Source organism: Streptomyces sp. NPDC030021, assembly GCF_055574035.1.
On record NZ_JBVIAH010000003.1, the window covers coordinates 435,776 to 455,210 of the forward strand.

Sequence of the window (19,435 nt, forward strand, 5' to 3'; positions counted from 1 at the left end):
CGGGCTCACACTAACGCTCCTGGTCATAGCTGTTACTTGACTGCTCAGAACCCGCGCTGCGTCCCTGCTGGACACCGCGCCGCAGGTTGCTCAACCTGCCGCGGACGTCCTCAGGAGCGCGGGAGACCTGGGGGCCGCCCTGCGGGGTCGTCTCCGCTGCGCCCTCGACCAGGTTGGCCTTGGGCACGCGCCGAGGGAGACCGGACGGGGTGACCCCGCCCGCCTTCGGCTCACGGAGCTTTCCGGCCTGCTGCCAGCGTTCGTCGTTGCGCGAACGCCAGGCGGCGGTGCCTTCAGTTCCCTCCGGCGCCCGCTCCGTTTCGGCGGGCTGCTGCTGACGCGGCGACCGCTGTTCGAAGAGGGATCCGGTGGACTCCGCTTCCTGCTTCCCGGGCGGCCACTGCTGCTGGCTGCCGCGTCGCGGCAGGCCCGCTCCGGTCATCGCGTGACCGGTGTCGGCAGCGGCACCCGGACGGTCGAAGCCTACGCGCTCCGGAGCCGGTTCGGGGACGGCCTGGGATTCCGATTCAGTCCCGTAATCCTGCTGGTAGGCAGCCGGATACGTGTTCTGCTCGGGCCATTCGGCCTGCCCCGACCCGGCTTCGAAACCATTGTCGTAGCCCTGGGTGGCCGGCTGCTGGTCCGGGTAACCGTCTTCCGTATAGCCGTAGTCCTGCTGCGGGTACGCCTCGTAGCCCTGCTGGGCCTGCTGGGCCTCGTAGGAGGTGTCGTAGGCCTGCTCGGACTGCTGCTCGTAGCCCTGGTACTCCTGGTACCCGTGCTCCGGCTGAGGTTCCGGATACTCCTGGGCGGAGTACTGCTGCTGGTCCTGCGGGTAACCCACCTGGGCCGCCAGCGCGGCCCGGCGCTCCTGCTGTCCCAGGGACCGGCCGACCGGGTCGGCGGTGAGGCCGTCGGGGCCCTGCTGCTCGTACCGCGAGTCGTCGAAGCCGAGCTCGGCGGCGGTGCGCAGCGGGGCGGCCTGCTGGGCCTGCTGCTCCGGGATGATCTGGGAGACCGTGAAGTCGTCGTCCGGGATGCCCTCGCCACCGCCACCGTGGGTGATGGCGTCGGGGAGCATGACCAGCGAGGTGGTACCGGCAGCCTCGCCCGAGGGGCGCAGCTGGACGCGGATGCTGTGGCGGTCCGCCAGCCGGCCGACCACGAACAGACCCATGCGCTGCGAGATCGCGGCGTCCACGGTCGGCGGGTTGGCCAGCTTGTGGTTGATGTCCGCGAAGTCCTCGGCGGTGAGGCCGATGCCCTTGTCGTGGATCTCGACCATCACGCGGCCGTCGGGCAGACGCGTCGCGTTGACGCGGACCTTGGTCTGCGGGGAGGAGAACGTGGTGGCGTTCTCCAGGAGCTCGGCGAGCAGGTGCACGAGGTCGGTCACGGCCTGGCCGTGGATCTCGGCCTCCGAGACACCGGAGAGCTCGATGCGCTCGTACTGCTCCACCTCGGAGGAGGCGGCGCGCAGCACGTCGACGAGCGGGACCGGCTGGTCCCAGCGGCGGCCCGGCTCCTCGCCCGCGAGGATGAGGAGGTTCTCGCCGTTGCGGCGCATACGGGTGGCCAGGTGGTCCAGGCGGAAGAGGTTCTCCAGCTGGTCCGGGTCGGCCTCGTTGTTCTCCAGGTCGGTGATCAGGGTCAGCTGGCCCTCGATCAGCGACTGGTTGCGAATGGAGAGGTTCGTGAAGATCGCGTTGACGTTCCCTCGCAGGAGCGCCTGCTCGGCCGCGAGCCGTACCGCTTCCCGGTGGACCTGGTCGAAGGCGCGGGCGACCTCGCCGATCTCGTCCTGGGAGTCGATGGGGATGGGGTGGACACGGGTGTCCACCTTGCCGGGATCGGTGCGCGAGAGCTGGTCGACGAGCATCGGCAGGCGCTGCTCGGCGATGTCGAAGGCGGCGGTGCGCAGGCGGGCCATCGCGCGGCCCATCTGGCGGGCCATCATGCCGGCGAGGATGAAGGCGGCGAGCAGGGCCACGACCACGATGGCGCCGTTGACGATGGCGTCGGTGCGGGCGTCGTCGGAGACCGCGACGGCGTCCTTGACGGCCTTGTCGAGGAGTTCCTTCTCGACCTCGTCGTAACCATCGAACTTCGCGGTGGCGGCGGCCTGCCAGAACGCGGGGGTCGCCCCGGTCTCGGAGAGCTTCTTCTTGCTCTCGCTGTTGGCGATCGCGTCGGTCATGCCGAGGAGCGCGGAGTCGTTGATCGTCGGCGGCGGCGTGAAGCGGACACCGGCCTGCTCGGCCTGGTGCTTCGCGTCGGCGATCTTGGCCTTGCCCTCCTCGGACTTCTTGGCCATGACCGCCTTGAGGCGGTTCACGTCGTCCTCGGTACCCGCCGCGACGTACTCGCCGATGGCGATGTCTTCGAGGTAGGCGTAGGAGGAGAAGGCGACGAGCTGAGCCTTGCGGGTGTTCTCGTCGGTGCTCGGACGCACCAGCAGGTGCGTACCGACGGCGCGCTGCAGCGAGTTCGCCGCCTTGGCCAGCTGGATCGCGTAGACCATGCGGCCGTACGAGGTCACGTTGCCGGTGCCGAGACCGAGCTCGTTCGCGAACTGCATGAGGTAGTGCTGGACCAGCACATAGCCCTCTTCGGTCGGGATGGGGCCGGCCGCGTTGGGCAGATTCTTCTTGGGGCTCTCAATCGCCGCCGAGTACGCCTTGTCGCGTACGGCGTCGAGCTTGGGCTCCTCCGCGCGGAAGAGGTCCAGGCGCCGCTCCAGGCCGAGGTTCTTCGGCATGTCCTTGACGGCCTTGTCGAACTTCTCCTTGGCCGCGACGGTGTCCGCGTAGGCCTTGAGGACCTTCGGGTCCTTCGTCTGGCCGTTCAGGAGGGGCTCGGCGGTCAGGTCACGCTCGTTGAGCAGTGCCTGGCTGTAGCCCGAGGCCGCCTGGACGACCATGGCTATGCTCTCGGCGTCCTTGGCCTCGTTCCAGGTGTCGATGGAGCCCTTCACCTGGAAGCCGCCCATGACCAGACCCACGAGGGCCGGCACGAGCAGGATGGCGTTCAGACGGGTCGGCACACGCCAGTTGCGGGGCGAGAACCTGCTGCTGCTCCCGCTGCTCGCGGGCGGGTCCACGGGCACGTCGACGGGCGACGCGGCCGCTCGCGGCGGCGGGGTGAAGTTGCCGCGCGCGGGTTCATCCGCGGGGCTTGCGATGCTTCGCCTCACTCGACCAACAACCTCTCGGCGGTGCTACTAGCTAGTTCGTTGAATTCCAGCACGGTTAACGGCCGTGTTCCAAACAGTTGAATCCGGCCGTACCCAGAAGCTTATGCCCTACATAAACCGGACATAAAGAGCGTCCTGCGGCAAAAACGGGGACAGTTGTGCGCGCAGTGGTACCAGGCGACCGCACCCCGTTGCCAAATGGCTGCAATTCTCTGTCGAAACGTTATGAACGACAGGGGCGGGCCGTGTCGTAAGACACAGCCCGCCCCTCCCGCACGACAACTGAAACCGTGTTACTTGAGCCGCGCCATGAGGGCGTGCTCGACGAGCGTGATGAGTGCGCTCTTGGCGTCCGCACGGTGGCGGGCGTCGGTGGTGATGATCGGAGCACCGGGGCCGATCTGCAGGGCCTCGCGGACTTCCTCCGGGGTGTAGGGCTGGTGCCCCTCGAAGCCGTTGAGGGCCACGACGAACGGCAGGCCGCTGTTCTCGAAGTAGTCGACGGCGGGGAAGCAGTCGGCGAGGCGGCGCGTGTCGACGAGCACGATCGCACCGATGGCGCCGCGGACCAGGTCGTCCCACATGAACCAGAAGCGGTCCTGGCCCGGGGTGCCGAAGAGGTACAGGATCAGGTCCTGGTCGAGCGTGATGCGGCCGAAGTCCATGGCGACGGTGGTGGTCGTCTTGTCACCGGTGTGGGTGAGGTCGTCGATCCCGGCCGAGGCGCTGGTCATCACGGCTTCGGTGCGCAGCGGGTTGATCTCCGACACGGCTCCGACGAACGTGGTCTTGCCCACGCCGAAGCCGCCCGCCACCACGATCTTCGCGGAGGTGGTGGAGCGAGCAGGAGCCGCTCCGCTAGATGTTCCGAAGGCCACTGAGCACCCTTTCGAGCAGCGTTACATCCGGCGTGCCGCCGGCCTCTCCATTGCCCGGCTGGTGGATGGCCACCATTCCGGCCTCCGCCAGGTCGGCGACGAGGATCCGGGCGACACCGAGCGGCATCGACAGCAGTGCGGAGACCTCGGCGACCGACTTGACCTCGCGGCACAGCGTGCAGATGCGCTGGTGCTCCGGGAGCAGGCCGGACAGGTGCATCGGATCCGCGGTGGTGCTGACCAGAGCCTCGATGGCGAGCTGGTAGCGGGGCCGGGTCCGGCCGCCGGTCATCGCGTACGGACGCACCAGCGGCTGATCGCCTTCCGAGTACGAGTCTCCGTACGAATCGGAGTAGGCGGGGGGCGGGGTCATTGATCCTCCGGGCTGGACAGCAGTGGTCAGCGTGCCGTCTTACGGGGCGGCCGGTGGGGGGAACGGGATGACGGCCTGGCGGGCGTACTGGATTCCGGGGCGGGGCCCCGATCTCCCGGCCGGTAGTACCGTCCGGCCGGGAGAGTGGGAAGTCAGCCGAGCAGACTTCCCTGCAGTTCGGCGCGCAGGTCCGGGGTGAGGACACTGCCCGCGCGATCCACCAGAAGAGCCATCTCGTAGCCCACGAGGCCGATGTCGCACTCGGGGTGCGCCAGTACGGCCAGCGAGGATCCGTCCGAGACGGACATGAGGAAGAGGAAACCCCGGTCCATCTCGACCACGGTCTGGTTGACGGCGCCGCCCTCGAAGATACGGGAGGCACCGGCGGTCAGCGAGGTCAGTCCGGAAGCCACGGCCGCCAGCTGATCGGCGCGGTCGCGGGGGAATCCTTCGGACATCGCCAGAAGGAGTCCGTCGGCGGAGACCACCACCGTGTGGGACACCCCGGGGGTGTTGTCCACGAAGTTGGTGATCAACCAGTTCAGGTTCTGTGCCGCCTGGCTCATCGAACTCAACTAACGCTCCTGCTGGTAAGTGGGGTCGATGTGGTAACTGCCGGTCGCCGGTCCGTTGTTGCCGGCCTGACGGCCCTGCTGGATACCGCGTCGGAGGTTGGTCAGACGGCCGCGGACGTCGTCCGGCGCCCGCGAGACCTGCGGACCCGCCTGCGCCTCGGTCTGCTGCTGCGCGGTGCCGGCCACGAGGTTCGCCCGCGGGACCCGGCGGGGCAGCCCCGAGGTCGTGATGCCGCCTGCGGCGGGCTGACGCACGCGTTCGGCCTGCCGCATCAGCTCGTCGTTCGGCGAGGACCGCCAGCTGACGGTCGGCGTGGTGCCGGTCGCCGTGGCGGCGGACTCGGCCGCCTGCTCCTGGCCGCGCTGCGGCAGCGGCTGCTGCTGCGGGGCTGCCGGAGCGGACTGCTGCGACTGCTGGCCCTGCTGGGGGATCGCCGTGCCCGGTCCCTGCGCGGGGGGCTGCTGCCCCTCCTCGCGGAACCAGTTCGACTCCAGGGTGTCGAAGATCGGGCTGCGGGCGTCACCGGAGCTCTGGGCCGGGGGCAGCGCCTCCGGCCGGTGGGCCTGCGGCAGCCGCGGGGTCTCGGGACGCGCGGGCGGTGCGGGTGCGTACCCGTTGCCGGCCTGCGGAGCCTGAGCCTGGGGCTGCTGGGGGGCGTAGCCGCCCACACCGGGGCCGCCGGGGCGCTGGGGCTGGTAGCCCGGGCGCTCGAACTGTCCGGTGGAGGACGGGTTCATGGGGCCCCGCACGTCCGGACGCTCGAACTGTCCGGTCGTGCTGTTGCCGCCGTCCGCCTGGGGCATCGGGGCGTTGAAGTCCGGGCGGGCGAACTCGGCCGTCGAGCCGGGGCCCGACAGCTCGTCGTGACCGCGCGCCTGGTCGCTGCCCCAGCTGGTGGTCTGCGGGCCGGGGAGCTCCGCACGAGGAGCGCCACCGCGCGGCGGCAGCTGCGGCCGGGGTCCGTTCGAAGCCGGTGCCGCGGGCGGGGCCGGCTGCTGGGACTGCTGCTGCGGCTGCTGCTGAGCCTGCTGGGGTCGCTCGAAGCCGTTGCCCTGCGGGTATCCGGTCGGACCGGAAGCCGGACGGGCCTGCGGGCCACCGCCGAATCCGGCACTGGCGACCGGACCGCGGGCCGGCAGCGGCGCACCGGAACCGAAGGCCCCCTGGCCCTGACCCGCGGTGGTCGGACCCTGCTGCGGACGGCCACCGGGACCACCCTGCTGCGGGCGACCGCCCTGCGGGCCCTGCGGACGCTGGCCGGCACCGTCGCGGCCCGGCAGAGCGGCGCGCTGGCCGCCACCGGCGACCTGACCGCGCTGCGGGCCCGAGCCCACGGACGGACGTGCGGCCGGACCGCCCACGGCACCCTGCGCACCGGGAGCACCCGGAGCGCCACCGGGGCCGCCCTGACCACCCTGGCCCGGCATCGGAGCCGGCTTCTTGCCGCCCTGGGCGACGTCCACCGGCAGCATGACGAGGGCCGTCGTACCACCCGAGTCGGAGGGGCGCAGCTGGATCCGGATGCCGTGTCGCAGGGACAGACGGCCGACCACGAACAGACCCATGCGGCGGGAGACGGAGACGTCCACGGTCGGCGGCGACGCGAGCCGCTCGTTGATCGCGGCGAGGTCCTCGGGGGAGAGGCCGATACCGGTGTCGTGGATCTCGACGAGCACGCGGCCGTCGGGCAGTGCGTGACCGGTGACCTTGACCTTGGTCTGCGGGGAGGAGAACGAGGTGGCGTTCTCCAGCAGCTCGGCGAGGACGTGCACGAGGTCGTTGACCACGCGGCCGGCGACATCGGTGCCGGGCACCGAGGCCAGCTCGACACGCTCGTACTGCTCCACCTCGGAGGCGGCGGCACGGAGCACGTCGACCAGCGGGACGGGGCGGGTCCACCGGCGGCCCGGCTCCTCGCCCGCGAGGACGAGGAGGTTTTCGCCGTTACGGCGCATGCGGGTCGCGAGGTGGTCGAGCTTGAAGAGCGAGGACAGCTGGTCCGGGTCGGCCTCGCGCGACTCCAGTTCGGAGATGAGCGAGAGCTGACGCTGGATGAGGCCCTGAGAGCGGCGCGAGAGGTTGGTGAACATCGCGTTGACGTTGCCTCGCAGGAGGGCCTGCTCGGCGGCGAGTCGGACGGCCTCGCGGTGCACGTCGTCGAATGCCGCGGCCACCTGGCCGATCTCGTCGCGGGTGTGCACACCGACCGACTCCACGGACGTGTCCACGTCCTGCGGGTCGGACTCGGAGAGCTGCTTGACGAGCTCGGGCAGCCGGTCCTGCGCGACGCGCGTCGCGGTGTCCTGCAGGCGGCGCAGCGAGCGGATCATCGAGCGGGCCATGACGAAGGCGCCGACGAGGGAGACACCGAGGACGAGGAGGATCAGGGCACCGTTGATGATGGCGTCCTGCTGGGCCTCGTTCTTCAGCTCACGGGCCTTCTGCTCCATCTCCTCGAGCAGGGTCAGCTCGATGACCTTCATGGCCTGGAGCTTGGTGCCGTCGGCGTCGTACCAGTCGAGCCAGGAGCGGTTCTTCTCCCGGAGGAACGCGTCCTGGCTGGCCAGGACGCGGCGGGAGTAGCCGTCGGCGGTGGAGATCTCGGAGTTGCTGTCGCCCAGACCCGCGAGGAGCTCCTCGGTCCGGCCCTGGTAGACGAGTCCGAAGGTCGTCTTCGCCTGCTGCTCGCCCTTCTGGGCGGAGAGGGCGTACAGCCGGTCGTTCTCCTTCAGCTCACCCTGGCGCTCGTTGGTGTCGGGGAGCGAGGCGGCGATGATCGCGCGCTGGATGGAGGCGTACTCCTTGGCGGCGGAGAACGCGGCCAGAGCACGGGTACGCTTGATCATCTCCGGGTTGGAGGTGGCCTGCGCCATGTCCTGGGAGAGCGAGAGCAGCGAGACGATGACCGCGTTGTACTCACTGACGGTCTGCTGGGCGCCGTTGACGTACGCCCGGGTGCGGATCGTCTCGATGTTGGTGAGCTGACGGCCGATCTGCAGGACGTTGTTACGGATCGACCTGAGCGTGTCGTCCTTCACGCCCGTGCTGTCGACCTTGTCGGTCGCGGCGGCGAAGGCCTTGGCAGCGGTGTCCGTCTGCTGACGGACGACATCGACACTGCTGGTCGTCTTGCCCCTGGAGAGGGAGAGCGGACCCGCGGAGAGGTCGCGCTCCTCCTGGAGCATGGCGGCCAGGTTGGTGGCCTGTCGCGTCATCGTCGTCAGCAGCTGCATGTGCTCCAGCTGCGCGATGTCGTTGAGCGAGTCGTTGATACGGAAACCACCGAGCGTGGTGGCGGCGACGACCGGCAGGGTCAGCAGCGACACCAGTCGCGTACTGATGCGCCAGTTCTGCATGGCGAGACGAGAACCGGGCCCGTTCTGGGCCTTCGGTATCGCCTCGTCCTGCTCAGCCGGTCCGGCGGGCGCGGCGGGCACGGCTTTCGCCTTGACCCTGGCCTTCACGGACTTCCCACGGCCCTTCGCCTTCACCGCGGCGGAGGTGTCGGGGCCTGCGCCTTCGACAGCCGGCCCGCGGTTCTGGGCGTGCTGGGGCGAGGAGCCACGGTCGGTCCCGCCGCGCGGCTCCTGCTCCGCCGCAGCGCTGCCATCCCTCTTGAATCGTCCCTGCACTAGCGTCGCAACCTCTGGACCAGGCGTCCCGCCGGGAGACCGGTGGGACGGTGTCGAGTCGTGGGGCACTTGCCGCCCCATGGTGGTCGTCGGTGACCGGCGCGTCTTCCTCTCTTTGCCACCGCGCTCGGCGCGGTGTCGCGCCACCTGCGCGCCGGCTGATTCCCGCGGCGGTCCCGCGAATTCCAGCACAGTGGAGGATCTCCAACAAGGTGCGAGTACCGGCCCGGAGAGTCGGTTACGGCTTGTGACAGATGGGCTACGCGATGTGCGACTGCATTCGGTAGAAAACGGACTTACGCCACCCAAATAACCTGGCTGTCAAGGTGTCCCAGTCGAGATGATCAGGAGCGGAATGGCGCATTCAGTGGCGCAATGTCCGTTTCGGGGGGTGAAGTTGACTGTCCATTATGCCGGTAATGTCGGGTCAAGGGTGAGCAAACTCACACAGCCGTGGCCATTACTTCCTGGTTCGCCGGGGGATTCAGATGTTTAGCCTTGCCCCTTAAAGGGTTGGCGCCAGGGTTGGTGCATGCGACAACCGACACCCATAGATCGAACCGAGGACCCCGAACTCCGATGAAGACGACGACGATGTTCCGCAACATAGCCAACCCCCGCCGCACGACCCTCGCGCACCTCAAGGACGCCGAGGAACTGCAGGCGGCACCGGCCACCCCGGAGCACGCCGTCGAGCTGCCGACGCAGACCGCGAACCCGCGCCGCACCGTCCTGATGAACGTGCCGGTCGCCGCCGCCGCGGAGTAGCCACCCCTCAAGGAACGTGAAGCGCCGCTGCCCGCCGCGTTAGCCTGGGGTCCGCAGACTCCAGCCAGCGGAAATACAGAGGGGCAGACGCAACAGGTGCGCATCGCCAGGTTCTCGATCGACGGCAACGTCGCGTTCGGCGCGGTCGAGGGCGACGGCGCCCCCGGCGACGACTCCACGCTCGTTCTCGACATCATCAAGGGCATCCCCTTCGCGGACTTCGAGCTCTCGGGCACGAAGGTCCCGATGAGCAAGGTCCGGCTGCTGCCGCCCGTGCTCCCGAACAAGGTCGTGGCCATCGGCCGCAACTACGCGGAGCACGCGGCGGAGCTCGGCCACGCCATCTTCGACGATCAAGGCCGTCCCGACGCCCCGATCACCTTCTTCAAGCCCTCCACCTCGGTGGTCGGCCCGGGCGACCCGATCACGTACCCCTCCTTCTCCCAGGACCTCCACCACGAGGCGGAGCTCGCCGTGGTCATCGGCCGTATGTGCCGCGAGGTCCCGAAGGAGCGCGTCAAGGACGTCATCCTCGGCTACACCTGCGCCAACGACGTCACCGCGCGCGACGTCCAGCAGCGGGAGAAGCAGTGGGCCCGGGCCAAGGGCTTCGACAGTGCCTGCCCCCTCGGCCCCTGGATCGAGACCGACCTGGACCCGAGCGACCTGACCATCCAGTGCACGGTCAACGGCGAACAGCGCCAGCTCGGCCGCACCAGCGACATGGTCCGCTCCATCGAGGACCTGATCGTCCACATCTCCGAGGCCATGACGCTGCTGCCCGGCGACGTCATCCTCACGGGGACCCCGGCCGGAGTCGGCCCCCTCAACGTCGGCGACGAGGTCGCCGTCACCATCGAAGGCATCGGCACTCTCACCAACAAGGTGATCAAGCGTGGTTAACGGACCTGTCCGCGTACGTTTCTGTCCCTCCCCGACCGGCAACCCCCACGTGGGCCTGGTCCGGACCGCACTCTTCAACTGGGCGTTCGCCCGCCACCACGGCGGTACGTTCGTCTTCCGCATCGAGGACACCGACGCGGCCCGTGACTCCGAGGAGTCCTACGACCAGCTGCTCGCCTCGCTGCGCTGGCTCGGCTTCACCTGGGACGAGGGCCCCGAGGTCGGCGGCCCGCACGCCCCGTACCGCCAGTCCGAGCGCATGGACATCTACGCGGACGTCGCGAAGAAGCTGCTCGACGGCGGCTACGCGTACCACTGCTACTGCTCCACCGAAGAGCTCGACGCCCGCCGCGCGGCCGCCCGCGCCGCCGGCAAGCCCTCCGGGTACGACGGCCACTGCCGCGAGCTCACCCCCGTGCAGGTCGAGGCGTACCAGGGCGAGCACCGCCCGGCGATCGTCCGCTTCCGGATGCCCGACGAGCCGATCACCTTCACCGACCTCGTCCGCGGCGAGCTGACCTTCACCCCGGAGAACGTGCCGGACTTCGGCATCGTCCGGGCCAACGGCGCCCCGCTCTACACGCTGGTCAACCCGGTCGACGACGCGCTGATGGAGATCACGCACGTCCTGCGCGGCGAGGACCTGCTGTCCTCGACCCCCCGGCAGATCGCCCTCTACGCGGCGCTGATCGAGCTGGGTGTCGCCAAGAGCACCCCCGCCTTCGGCCACCTGCCGTACGTGATGGGCGAGGGCAACAAGAAGCTCTCCAAGCGCGACCCCGAGGCCTCGCTCAACCTGTACCGCGAGCGCGGCTTCCTCCCCGAGGGCCTGCTGAACTACCTCTCGCTCCTCGGCTGGTCCTTCTCCAAGGACCAGGACGTCTTCTCGATCGAGGAGATGGTCTCGAAGTTCGACATCGACGGCGTGAACGCGAACCCGGCCCGCTTCGACCTGAAGAAGGCCGAGTCGATCAACGGCGACCACATCCGCCTGCTGGACCCGAAGGCCTTCGCGGACGCCTGCGCCCCGTGGCTGCAGGCCCCGCACGCCAACTGGGCCCCCGAGGACTTCGACGCCGAGGCCTGGGCGCGGATCGCCCCGTACGCCCAGACCCGGGTGACCGTCCTGTCGGACATCACGGCCAACGTCGACTTCCTGTTCCTGAAGGAGCCGGTGGAGGACCAGGCCTCATGGGACAAGGCGATGAAGGGCGAGCCGGCCGCGCTGCTCACCACGGCGCGCGCCAACCTGGAGTCGGCGGACTGGGCCGACCCCGAGTCCCTCAAGCAGGCCGTCCTGACCGCCGGTGAGGCCCACGGCCTCAAGCTCGGCAAGGCCCAGGCCCCGGTCCGCGTGGCCGTGACCGGCCGCACGGTCGGCCTGCCGCTCTTCGAGTCCCTGGAGATCCTGGGCAAGGAGCGCTCGCTGGCCCGTATCGACGCGGCGCTGGCCAAGCTCGCCGCGTAGCCGCTCCCGTACGAAGACCAGGCCCGGACCCCGAGGCAGTTGCCAGGGGTCCGGGCCTGAGCTCTGTGGTCTGAGCGGTGAGGAGGATCAGCCCTCCGTGCGGATGGTCCGGGCCGCGGCGACCTTCTTCAGGTGCAGCTCCATCGGCGACGCGTGCGAGTAGCCCTTTCCCTTCATGCCGGCGGACCATTTCTGGAAAGCTGCCTGCACCTCGGAGCGGGCGAGGGAGTCCTGATAACTCCTGCGGGTGCTCGTAATCCTTGCGGAAATCGAGAATCGACTGCCCGAGGCAGCCCTCTTCGGGGATCGCCTTTCCCCCGTATTCGAGCGGCCCGTTTTCCCTTCCGATCCCCGCCTGTCGTACAGCACGAATATCTGTTCCCTGCTGAGTTCTCCGGCCTGCGCCGGGGGCTGCGAGGGCGGGAGGCGGTAGCCGGGGGCAAGGGGCGGAGTCCTGCTCCGACAGGCCGTACCGGCGGTCGACCCCGGGGGGCCGCGGCGCCGCCTCGGGCGGCCGGTAGGCGAGCGAGTGGCCGGCCATGCACCGCTTCGCCAGCACCTGTTCGGCGGCTTCGATCGTGGCGTACTCGTCGGCGGTGTGGCTGTACACGGCCATGGGAAGCCGGAAGGCGCAGCCCGGGGGCGCGGAGGAGGGCTTCGCGGCCCGGGGCTGTGCGGTGCCGGCGTCCGCGGGTCGCGCCGCGTCCTCCTGCGGCGCGCCCTGTGCCGAGCAGCCGGCCAGAACGAACGCGGCGAGCACGGCAGTTGCCACTCGTCTCATCGTCATGCTTTCCGTGCGGGCCCCGCGCGCGGCCGCGGCTGCCGATGGAGAAGGAGGCGGCGTTGTTCTTGACGGGCTGGCCGTATCCCGCCTTGCCCGACTCCGGGTACGTGCAGCTGCTCAGGTTGGAGTTGCAGTAGAAGGTGCCACAGTTGGCGTGGTGGCTGTTGCACCAGATGCCATTACCGCTGGCGGCCTGGGTGGGGCCACACCGAAGGCAATAGAAATGGAGCGCTGAATTCCATTTCCTGCGTCCGTGAGACATGGTCCGCAGGGGTTTCGCATACTGGGGACATGGCCATCCGAGCGGTTCTCTGGGACATCGACGACACCCTGTTCGACTACACGGGGGCCGACGCCGCCGGGCTGGCCCGGCAGGTGGAGGCCGCGGGTCTGGCGGACCGCTACGGGACCCCCGCGCAGGCGCTCGCGCTGTGGCGGGAGATCACCGACCGGCACTGGGCGCGCTTCGCGGCCGGCGAGGGCACCTTCCAGGGGCAGCGGCAGGAGCGGGTGCGGGAGTTCCTGGAGGAGCCCGGGATGACCGCGGACGAGGCCGACGCCTGGTTCGACCAGTACGTGGAGCACTACAAGGCCGGCTGGACCGTCTTCCCCGACGTGGTGCCCGCCCTCGACGCCCTCGCGGCCGACTACCGGCACGGAGTGCTCTCCAACTCGTCCCTCGCCAACCAGGACCCGAAGCTGCGCGACCTCGGGCTGCGCGACCGCTTCGAGGTGCTGGTCTGCGCCGTCGAACTCGGGATCAGCAAGCCCGAGGCGGGGGCCTTCCTGGCCGCGTGCGAGGCGCTCGGGCTGCCGCCCGGCGAGGTGGCGTACGTGGGGGACCAGCCGGAGATCGACGCACGGGGAGCGCGTGACGCCGGATTGACGGCCGTCTGGATCGACCGCGACGGCGGCCGCGGCCCCGGGCCCGGCGGCGCGCACCGCATCGAGGGCCTTGACCAGCTCCCTCAGCTGCTGGCACGGGATACCCGTTTTGGAGCACGGTCAGGCATCCGGTAATGTTCTTTCTGCGCCGCCGGAGCGGGCCGAGAGGCCGAACGGAGGCGCCACCCAAAGAAAAGCCCCCGCAAGGGGTTGACTTTTGGTGGGGTATAGTGTAATTGGCAACACGAGGGTTTCTGGTTCCCTTATTCTAGGTTCGAGTCCTGGTACCCCAGCGCAGTGCAGCAGTAACGCAGTGCTTTGCCCCCGTTGTGTAGCGGCCTAGCACGCCGCCCTCTCAAGGCGGTAGCGCCGGTTCGAATCCGGTCGGGGGTACAGATCCTTCCCGCGAGATCTCTTGGGTCGCACCCGGACGTCTCGAAGCAGGATCGCTAGGGCCCCCGTTGTGTAGCGGCCTAGCACGCCGCCCTCTCAAGGCGGTAGCGCCGGTTCGAATCCGGTCGGGGGTACTGTGGGTCTGGTCTAGACCACTTTGGGCTATAGTGTAATTGGCAACACGAGGGTTTCTGGTTCCCTTATTCTAGGTTCGAGTCCTGGTAGCCCAGCGCAGTAACAGCAGCACCAGCTAGCCCCCGTTGTGTAGCGGCCTAGCACGCCGCCCTCTCAAGGCGGTAGCGCCGGTTCGAATCCGGTCGGGGGTACGCATCGAAGAGGCCCTCCGCGTTCATCGCGGAGGGCCTCTTTCGTATGTGCCGACGCGCAGATAAGTGCGGGCCCGAAGGCGCGTGTCAGGACGTGTGCGGCGTCGTACGCGCCCCCGGACCCGGGGGATGGGCGGGGGAAGAGGACCCTGTGGGCCGAAAGGGGCTCAGCCGGAGCGGCGCAGGGCCTCCGTGAGCCTTGCGGCCGCGTCGATGACGGCCTGGGCGTGCATCCGCCCCGGGTGACGGGTCAGCCGCTCGATCGGTCCGGAGACCGATACGGAGGCCACCACGCGGTTCGACGGCCCGCGCACCGGCGCCGACACGGAGGCCACGCCGGGCTCCCGCTCGCCGATCGACTGCGCCCAGCCGCGACGCCGGACGCCCGAGAGCGCCGTCGCCGTGAAGCGCGCGCCCTGAAGACCGCGGTGGAGCCGCTCGGGCTCCTCCCAGGCCATCAGGATCTGCGCGGCCGACCCGGCCTTCATCGGAAGCGTCGAGCCCACCGGGACGGTGTCCCGAAGACCCGACAGCCGCTCCGCGGCCGCCACGCAGATGCGCATGTCTCCCTGACGGCGGTAGAGCTGCGCGCTCTCTCCCGTCACGTCACGGAGGTGGGTGAGTACCGGTCCCGCCGTAGCCAGCAGGCGGTCCTCGCCGGCCGCGGCGGCGAGCTCCGCCAGCCGCGGTCCGAGGATGAACCGGCCCTGCATGTCCCTCGCCACCATCCGGTGGTGTTCCAGTGCCACGGCAAGGCGATGTGCCGTGGGTCGTGCGAGCCCTGTCGCCGCGACCAGCCCGGCGAGGGTGGCCGGACCGGACTCCAGTGCGCTCAATACCAGAGCTGCCTTGTCGAGAACGCCGACGCCGCTAGAGTTGTCCATGAAACGATATTCGCGTCTCACACTGTGAAACGCAAGTTCAATTTTTCCAAGAACCAGCGAGTCTGTATGTGCGGGTCCACGAACCACTGGGTCCGAGCCGTCGTCCGGGACGTGGGGTACGGGCGGCACGGCGCACAAGATCTCTATGAAGCGCCGGCACAACCGGCCGGCCGGAGGGAAAGCGATGGGTAGGACACTCGCGGAGAAGGTCTGGGACGACCATGTCGTCCGGCGCGCCGAAGGCGAGCCCGACCTCCTCTTCATCGATCTGCACCTGCTGCACGAGGTGACCAGCCCGCAGGCCTTCGAAGGACTGCGTCAGGCCGGCCGCAAGGTCCGACGCCTCGACCTCACCATCGCGACCGAGGACCACAACACCCCCACCATCGACATCGACAAGCCGATCGCCGACCCGGTCTCCCGCGCCCAGCTGGAGACGCTGCGGGCGAACTGCGCCGAGTTCGGCGTGCGCCTGCACTCGCTGGGTGACGTCGAGCAGGGCGTCGTCCACGTCGTGGGACCGCAGCTGGGTCTGACCCAGCCCGGCACCACCGTGGTCTGCGGCGACTCGCACACCTCCACGCACGGCGCCTTCGGCGCGCTGGCCTTCGGCATCGGTACGAGCCAGGTCGAGCACGTGCTGGCCACCCAGACGCTGCCGCTGGCCCGCCCGAAGACGATGGCGATCACCGTCACCGGCGCGCTGGCCGAGGGCGTCACCGCGAAGGACCTGATCCTGGCGATCATCGCCAGGATCGGCACCGGCGGCGGCCAGGGCTACATCCTGGAGTACCGGGGCGAGGCCATCGAGAAGCTGTCGATGGAAGCCCGCATGACCATCTGCAACATGTCCATCGAGGCCGGTGCCCGCGCGGGCATGATCGCCCCTGATCAGACCACCTTCGACTACCTCCAGGGCCGTGACCACGCCCCCACGGACAAGGACTGGGACGCGGCGGTCGAGTACTGGAAGACCCTGCGCACGGACGACGACGCGGTCTTCGACGCGGAGGTCGTCATCGACGCCGCCGCGCTGTCCCCCTTCGTCACCTGGGGCACCAACCCGGGCCAGGGTGCACCGCTCTCGGCCCACGTCCCCGACCCGGCTTCGTACGAGGACGCTTCGGAGCGCCTGGCCGCCGAAAAGGCCCTGGAGTACATGGGGTTGACCGCCGGACAGCCGCTGCGGGACATCAAGGTCGACACCGTCTTCGTAGGTTCCTGCACCAACGGCCGCATCGAGGACCTGCGCGCCGTCGCCGGCATCATCGAGGGCCGCAAAGTCGCCGACGGCGTACGGATGCTGGTCGTCCCGGGCTCGGTCCGGGTCGCCCTCCAGGCCGTGGAAGAGGGTCTGGACAAGGTCTTCAAGGAGGCCGGCGCCGAGTGGCGGCACGCGGGCTGTTCGATGTGTCTGGGCATGAACCCCGACCAACTGGCTCCCGGTGAACGCTCCGCGTCCACCTCCAACCGCAACTTCGAGGGCCGGCAGGGCAAGGGCGGGCGCACCCACCTGGTCTCCCCGCAGGTGGCCGCCGCCACCGCGGTGCTGGGCCATCTGGCCTCGCCCGCCGACCTGTCCGCCGCCGACGCGACCGCCGGAGTCTGAACCATGGAAGCCTTCACCACCCACACCGGCCGGGCCGTCCCGCTGCGCCGCAGCAACGTCGACACCGACCAGATCATCCCGGCCCACTGGCTGAAGAAGATCACCCGCGACGGGTTCGAGGACGGGCTCTTCGAGGCCTGGCGCAAGGACCCGGAGTTCGTCACGAACCGCCCGGAGCGCGCCGGCGCGACCGTCCTGGTCGCCGGCCCCGACTTCGGTACGGGTTCCTCGCGCGAGCACGCCGTCTGGGCCCTGCAGAACTTCGGCTTCAAGACGGTCATCTCCTCCCGCTTCGCCGACATCTTCCGCGGGAACTCGCTGAAGAACGGTCTGCTGACCGTCGTCCTCCCGCAGGAGACCGTCGAGCAGCTGTGGAAGCTGACGGAGGCCGACCCGACCGCCGAGATCACGGTCGACCTGGTCGACCGCCAGGTGCGAGCGGAAGGCGTCGTCGCGGAGTTCGAACTCGACGACAACGCCCGCTGGCGTCTGCTGGAGGGCCTGGACGACATCTCGCTCACCCTTCAGAACGAAGCGGACATCGCCACGTACGAAAGCGCCCGACCCACCTTCAAGCCGCGCACGATTCAGGCCTGATTCCTGCCTGATCAGCGCTTATTCACCTTCGGGTGATCACATCGACAACACTGTGCCCCCCGCCCTCCGGCGGGGGGCACAGCCGTTTGTTGAGGCCCCGTGAGGCGACAACTCGCCCCAGATGGCACAATCTGTGCATGGAACGCGACAGTCAACTCGAGCTCTACGAACTCGTCGCGGACCGGTTGAAAGAAGCACACACACGGGTGCGCTCACTGCAAGTCCCGGAGGGCGTAAGGATGGCGCTGTCCCGGAAGCTGTTGGTCGTCACGGCCGCGGCGAAGCATGATCTCGCCGATGCGGCAAGGCGCCTGGACAGGTTGATGAAGGACCTCGACGAGGGTCGATTCCCTGAAGGCGACTGATGCGAAGGAACTCCGTAACGGCCTACAGCGTTGCGGCACTAGGGTGATTAGCCCGTTTCGTGTTTGATTTGCGGTATATATCCGCCTAACGTGCGAAATAAGCTTGAACACATTCGTTCTGGCGAAGTCTCCGAAGGGGAAGACGTGAACAAGGCGCAGCTCGTAGAAGCGATTGCCGACAAGCTGGGCGGCCGCCAGCAGGCCGCGGATGCTGTCGACGCGGTACTGGACGCGATCGTCCGCGCTACCGTCGCGGGCGACCGGGTCTCGGTCACGGGCTTCGGCTCGTTCGAGAAGGTCGACCGTCCGGCCCGTTACGCCCGCAACCCGCAGACGGGGGAGCGCGTCCGGGTCAAGAAGACCTCTGTGCCCCGCTTCCGTGCCGGCCAGGGCTTCAAAGACCTGGTCAGCGGCACCAAGAAGCTCCCCAAGGGCGGCGAGGTCTCCGTGAAGAAGGCGCCCAAGGGCAGCCTTACGGGTGGTGCCTCCGCGACGGTCAAGAAGGCCGTGGCGAAGAAGGCCACCACCGCCAAGAAGGCCGCGGCAAAGACCGCGGTCGCAAAGAAGGTCGTGGCCAAGAAGGCCACGGCGACCGCCAAGAAGGCGGCGGTGAAGAGCACCGCCACGGCCAAGAAGGCCACCGCGGCCGCCAAGAAGACCACCACCGCGGCCAAGAAGACCACGGCCGCCGCGAAGAAGACCACCGCCGCGGCGAAGAAGACCGCGCCGGCGGCCAAGAAGGTCACCGCAGCGACGAAGGCGCCCGCCAAGAAGACGGCGACGCGCAAGGCCACCGCGAAGAAGACCACCGCCCGCAAGAAGTAGGGGCACGCGTCACACAGGCCGGGCCGGCTTTCCCCATGTGGGGGAGCCGGCCCGCGGTGCGTTCGGCGCGCCGGCGAGCCCCGCGCGGGGGCCGCGGCGGCCGTGTGTCAGAACGTCTGCAGCGTCACCAGGGTGATCCGCAGGCTCGCGCCCGCGCCGTCCGTCTCGATCCGGACCCGCTGCCCGGGCCGCAGCAGCCGCAGGCCGCCCGCGTCGAAGGCCGGGGCCTCGAAGGGCACCGGAGTGCCGTCGTCCAGCAGCACACTGCCGCTGCGGGTCTCGGAGTCGTACGTGTACGCGGTCGCCTGCATACGGGCACTGTATCGGGCGGTGTGGCGCCCCACGCCGAGGGTGAGCGCGGTGCGCAGATCGGCCGCCGTGTCCACGTCCCGGCGCACGCTGTCGACGTCCGGCAGGGCGATTTCCACCGCTCCCGAGGCCGAATGTCTGGCCCGTGACGGCCCGCCGAAGGAGGGGGCCAATTCCACGTCCGGCGCGGCGGAAAGCAAGGTCGTCCCGATTCCGGCCGCATCCGCCAGAAATGCCCGCGGAAATACCGAAGCGTTTTCGAGCACGCGTTGCAATTCCGGGGGCCGGAGCGCCGGAAGATCGGCGTTCAGCGCGGCCACCGCAGCGCCCGGCCGACCCGACCGCACCGCCCGTGCCCCGTGGTCCAGGGCCGCGTTGAGCCCGGCCGCCGGGGCGTCCGGGACGATCCGCGCCCCGAGCCGCGCCAGTTCCGCACCGGCCGCGGCGTCGTCCGTGACGACCACCACATCGGCGACCGCCGCGCAGGCCAGGGCCCCCGCGACGGTGTCCTGGGCGAAGGCCAGGGCAAGACCCGGACGAGAGGCGCCCACGGCCCGCGCGAGACGGCTCTTCGCCACCGCCAGAGGCTTCAGCGGGACCACCAGACTCCAGACGGCGTTCGTGACGGACCCCTTCCCTCCGGTGCGCTCCGGCACATCCTTCGGCC

14 protein-coding genes, 5 tRNA genes and 1 pseudogene are annotated in these 19,435 nt (G+C 69.4%); 13 read left to right on the plus strand and 7 right to left on the minus strand.

Annotated features, from left to right (window positions below):
- Positions 1–10 precede the first annotated feature (10 nt).
- The 5 genes from ACZ4YL_RS08035 to ACZ4YL_RS08055 all read right to left on the minus strand — a co-directional run bounded on the left by ACZ4YL_RS08035 (position 11) and on the right by ACZ4YL_RS08055 (position 8,652).
- Positions 11–3,193, minus strand: a complete 3,183-nt coding sequence (locus ACZ4YL_RS08035) for a sensor histidine kinase (protein ID WP_468114632.1) — start codon at positions 3,191–3,193, stop codon at positions 11–13.
- A gap of 293 nt (positions 3,194–3,486) precedes the next feature.
- Positions 3,487–4,071, minus strand: a complete 585-nt coding sequence (locus tag ACZ4YL_RS08040; RefSeq protein WP_266605322.1) for a GTP-binding protein — start codon at positions 4,069–4,071, stop codon at positions 3,487–3,489.
- Positions 4,052–4,444, minus strand: a complete 393-nt coding sequence (locus ACZ4YL_RS08045) for a DUF742 domain-containing protein (RefSeq protein WP_030014827.1) — start codon at positions 4,442–4,444, stop codon at positions 4,052–4,054. Before ACZ4YL_RS08045 ends, ACZ4YL_RS08040 begins: the two co-directional genes overlap by 20 nt.
- A 152-nt stretch (positions 4,445–4,596) precedes the next feature.
- On the minus strand, positions 4,597–5,010 hold the full coding sequence (locus ACZ4YL_RS08050; protein WP_030708442.1) for a roadblock/LC7 domain-containing protein: 414 nt from the start codon (positions 5,008–5,010) through the stop codon (positions 4,597–4,599).
- A gap of 9 nt (positions 5,011–5,019) precedes the next feature.
- Positions 5,020–8,652, minus strand: coding sequence for a sensor histidine kinase (locus ACZ4YL_RS08055; RefSeq protein WP_468114634.1), 3,633 nt, complete (start codon positions 8,650–8,652; stop codon positions 5,020–5,022).
- Between the two features lie 579 nt (positions 8,653–9,231).
- Here ACZ4YL_RS08055 and ACZ4YL_RS08060 point away from each other — a divergent pair.
- From ACZ4YL_RS08060 to ACZ4YL_RS08100, 9 genes are all read left to right on the plus strand, one after another.
- Positions 9,232–9,420, plus strand: a complete 189-nt coding sequence (locus ACZ4YL_RS08060; RefSeq protein WP_150259656.1) for a hypothetical protein — start codon at positions 9,232–9,234, stop codon at positions 9,418–9,420.
- Positions 9,421–9,516: 96 nt separating this feature from the next.
- On the plus strand, positions 9,517–10,323 hold the full coding sequence (locus ACZ4YL_RS08065; RefSeq protein ID WP_468114636.1) for a fumarylacetoacetate hydrolase family protein: 807 nt from the start codon (positions 9,517–9,519) through the stop codon (positions 10,321–10,323).
- On the plus strand, positions 10,316–11,791 hold the full coding sequence (gltX, locus tag ACZ4YL_RS08070; protein WP_468114638.1) for a glutamate--tRNA ligase: 1,476 nt from the start codon (positions 10,316–10,318) through the stop codon (positions 11,789–11,791). Before ACZ4YL_RS08065 ends, gltX begins: the two co-directional genes overlap by 8 nt.
- Positions 11,792–12,866: 1,075 nt before the next feature.
- Complete coding sequence (locus ACZ4YL_RS08075; protein ID WP_468114640.1) at positions 12,867–13,595, plus strand: HAD family hydrolase; 729 nt, start codon at positions 12,867–12,869, stop codon at positions 13,593–13,595.
- A gap of 86 nt (positions 13,596–13,681) precedes the next feature.
- A tRNA-Gln gene (locus tag ACZ4YL_RS08080) sits at positions 13,682–13,753 on the plus strand.
- A gap of 27 nt (positions 13,754–13,780) precedes the next feature.
- Positions 13,781–13,853, plus strand: a tRNA-Glu gene (locus ACZ4YL_RS08085).
- Between the two features lie 61 nt (positions 13,854–13,914).
- Positions 13,915–13,987: transfer RNA gene (locus ACZ4YL_RS08090), tRNA-Glu, on the plus strand.
- A 24-nt stretch (positions 13,988–14,011) separates the two neighbouring features.
- Positions 14,012–14,083: transfer RNA gene (locus ACZ4YL_RS08095), tRNA-Gln, on the plus strand.
- 23 nt (positions 14,084–14,106) lie between these two features.
- Positions 14,107–14,179: transfer RNA gene (locus ACZ4YL_RS08100), tRNA-Glu, on the plus strand.
- A gap of 167 nt (positions 14,180–14,346) precedes the next feature.
- Here the strand turns inward: ACZ4YL_RS08100 and ndgR are convergent.
- Complete coding sequence (gene ndgR / locus ACZ4YL_RS08105) at positions 14,347–15,063, minus strand: IclR family transcriptional regulator NdgR (RefSeq protein WP_007266782.1); 717 nt, start codon at positions 15,061–15,063, stop codon at positions 14,347–14,349.
- A gap of 184 nt (positions 15,064–15,247) precedes the next feature.
- Between ndgR and leuC the strand changes: the two genes are divergently transcribed.
- The 4 genes from leuC to ACZ4YL_RS08125 all read left to right on the plus strand — a co-directional run bounded on the left by leuC (position 15,248) and on the right by ACZ4YL_RS08125 (position 18,459).
- Positions 15,248–16,672, plus strand: coding sequence for a 3-isopropylmalate dehydratase large subunit (leuC, locus tag ACZ4YL_RS08110; protein WP_390800771.1), 1,425 nt, complete (start codon positions 15,248–15,250; stop codon positions 16,670–16,672).
- Between the two features lie 3 nt (positions 16,673–16,675).
- The gene (gene leuD, locus ACZ4YL_RS08115) at positions 16,676–17,269 is read left to right on the plus strand and encodes a 3-isopropylmalate dehydratase small subunit (protein WP_030386442.1); all 594 of its coding nucleotides are present in this window, start codon (positions 16,676–16,678) and stop codon (positions 17,267–17,269) included.
- A gap of 137 nt (positions 17,270–17,406) precedes the next feature.
- Complete coding sequence (locus tag ACZ4YL_RS08120; protein WP_030009267.1) at positions 17,407–17,634, plus strand: SCO5555 family protein; 228 nt, start codon at positions 17,407–17,409, stop codon at positions 17,632–17,634.
- A gap of 144 nt (positions 17,635–17,778) precedes the next feature.
- Complete coding sequence (locus tag ACZ4YL_RS08125) at positions 17,779–18,459, plus strand: HU family DNA-binding protein (protein ID WP_468114642.1); 681 nt, start codon at positions 17,779–17,781, stop codon at positions 18,457–18,459.
- A gap of 314 nt (positions 18,460–18,773) precedes the next feature.
- Here the strand turns inward: ACZ4YL_RS08125 and cofC are convergent.
- Positions 18,774–19,424, minus strand: a pseudogene (gene cofC, locus ACZ4YL_RS08130) (2-phospho-L-lactate guanylyltransferase); the annotation flags it as partial.
- Positions 19,425–19,435 lie beyond the last annotated feature (11 nt).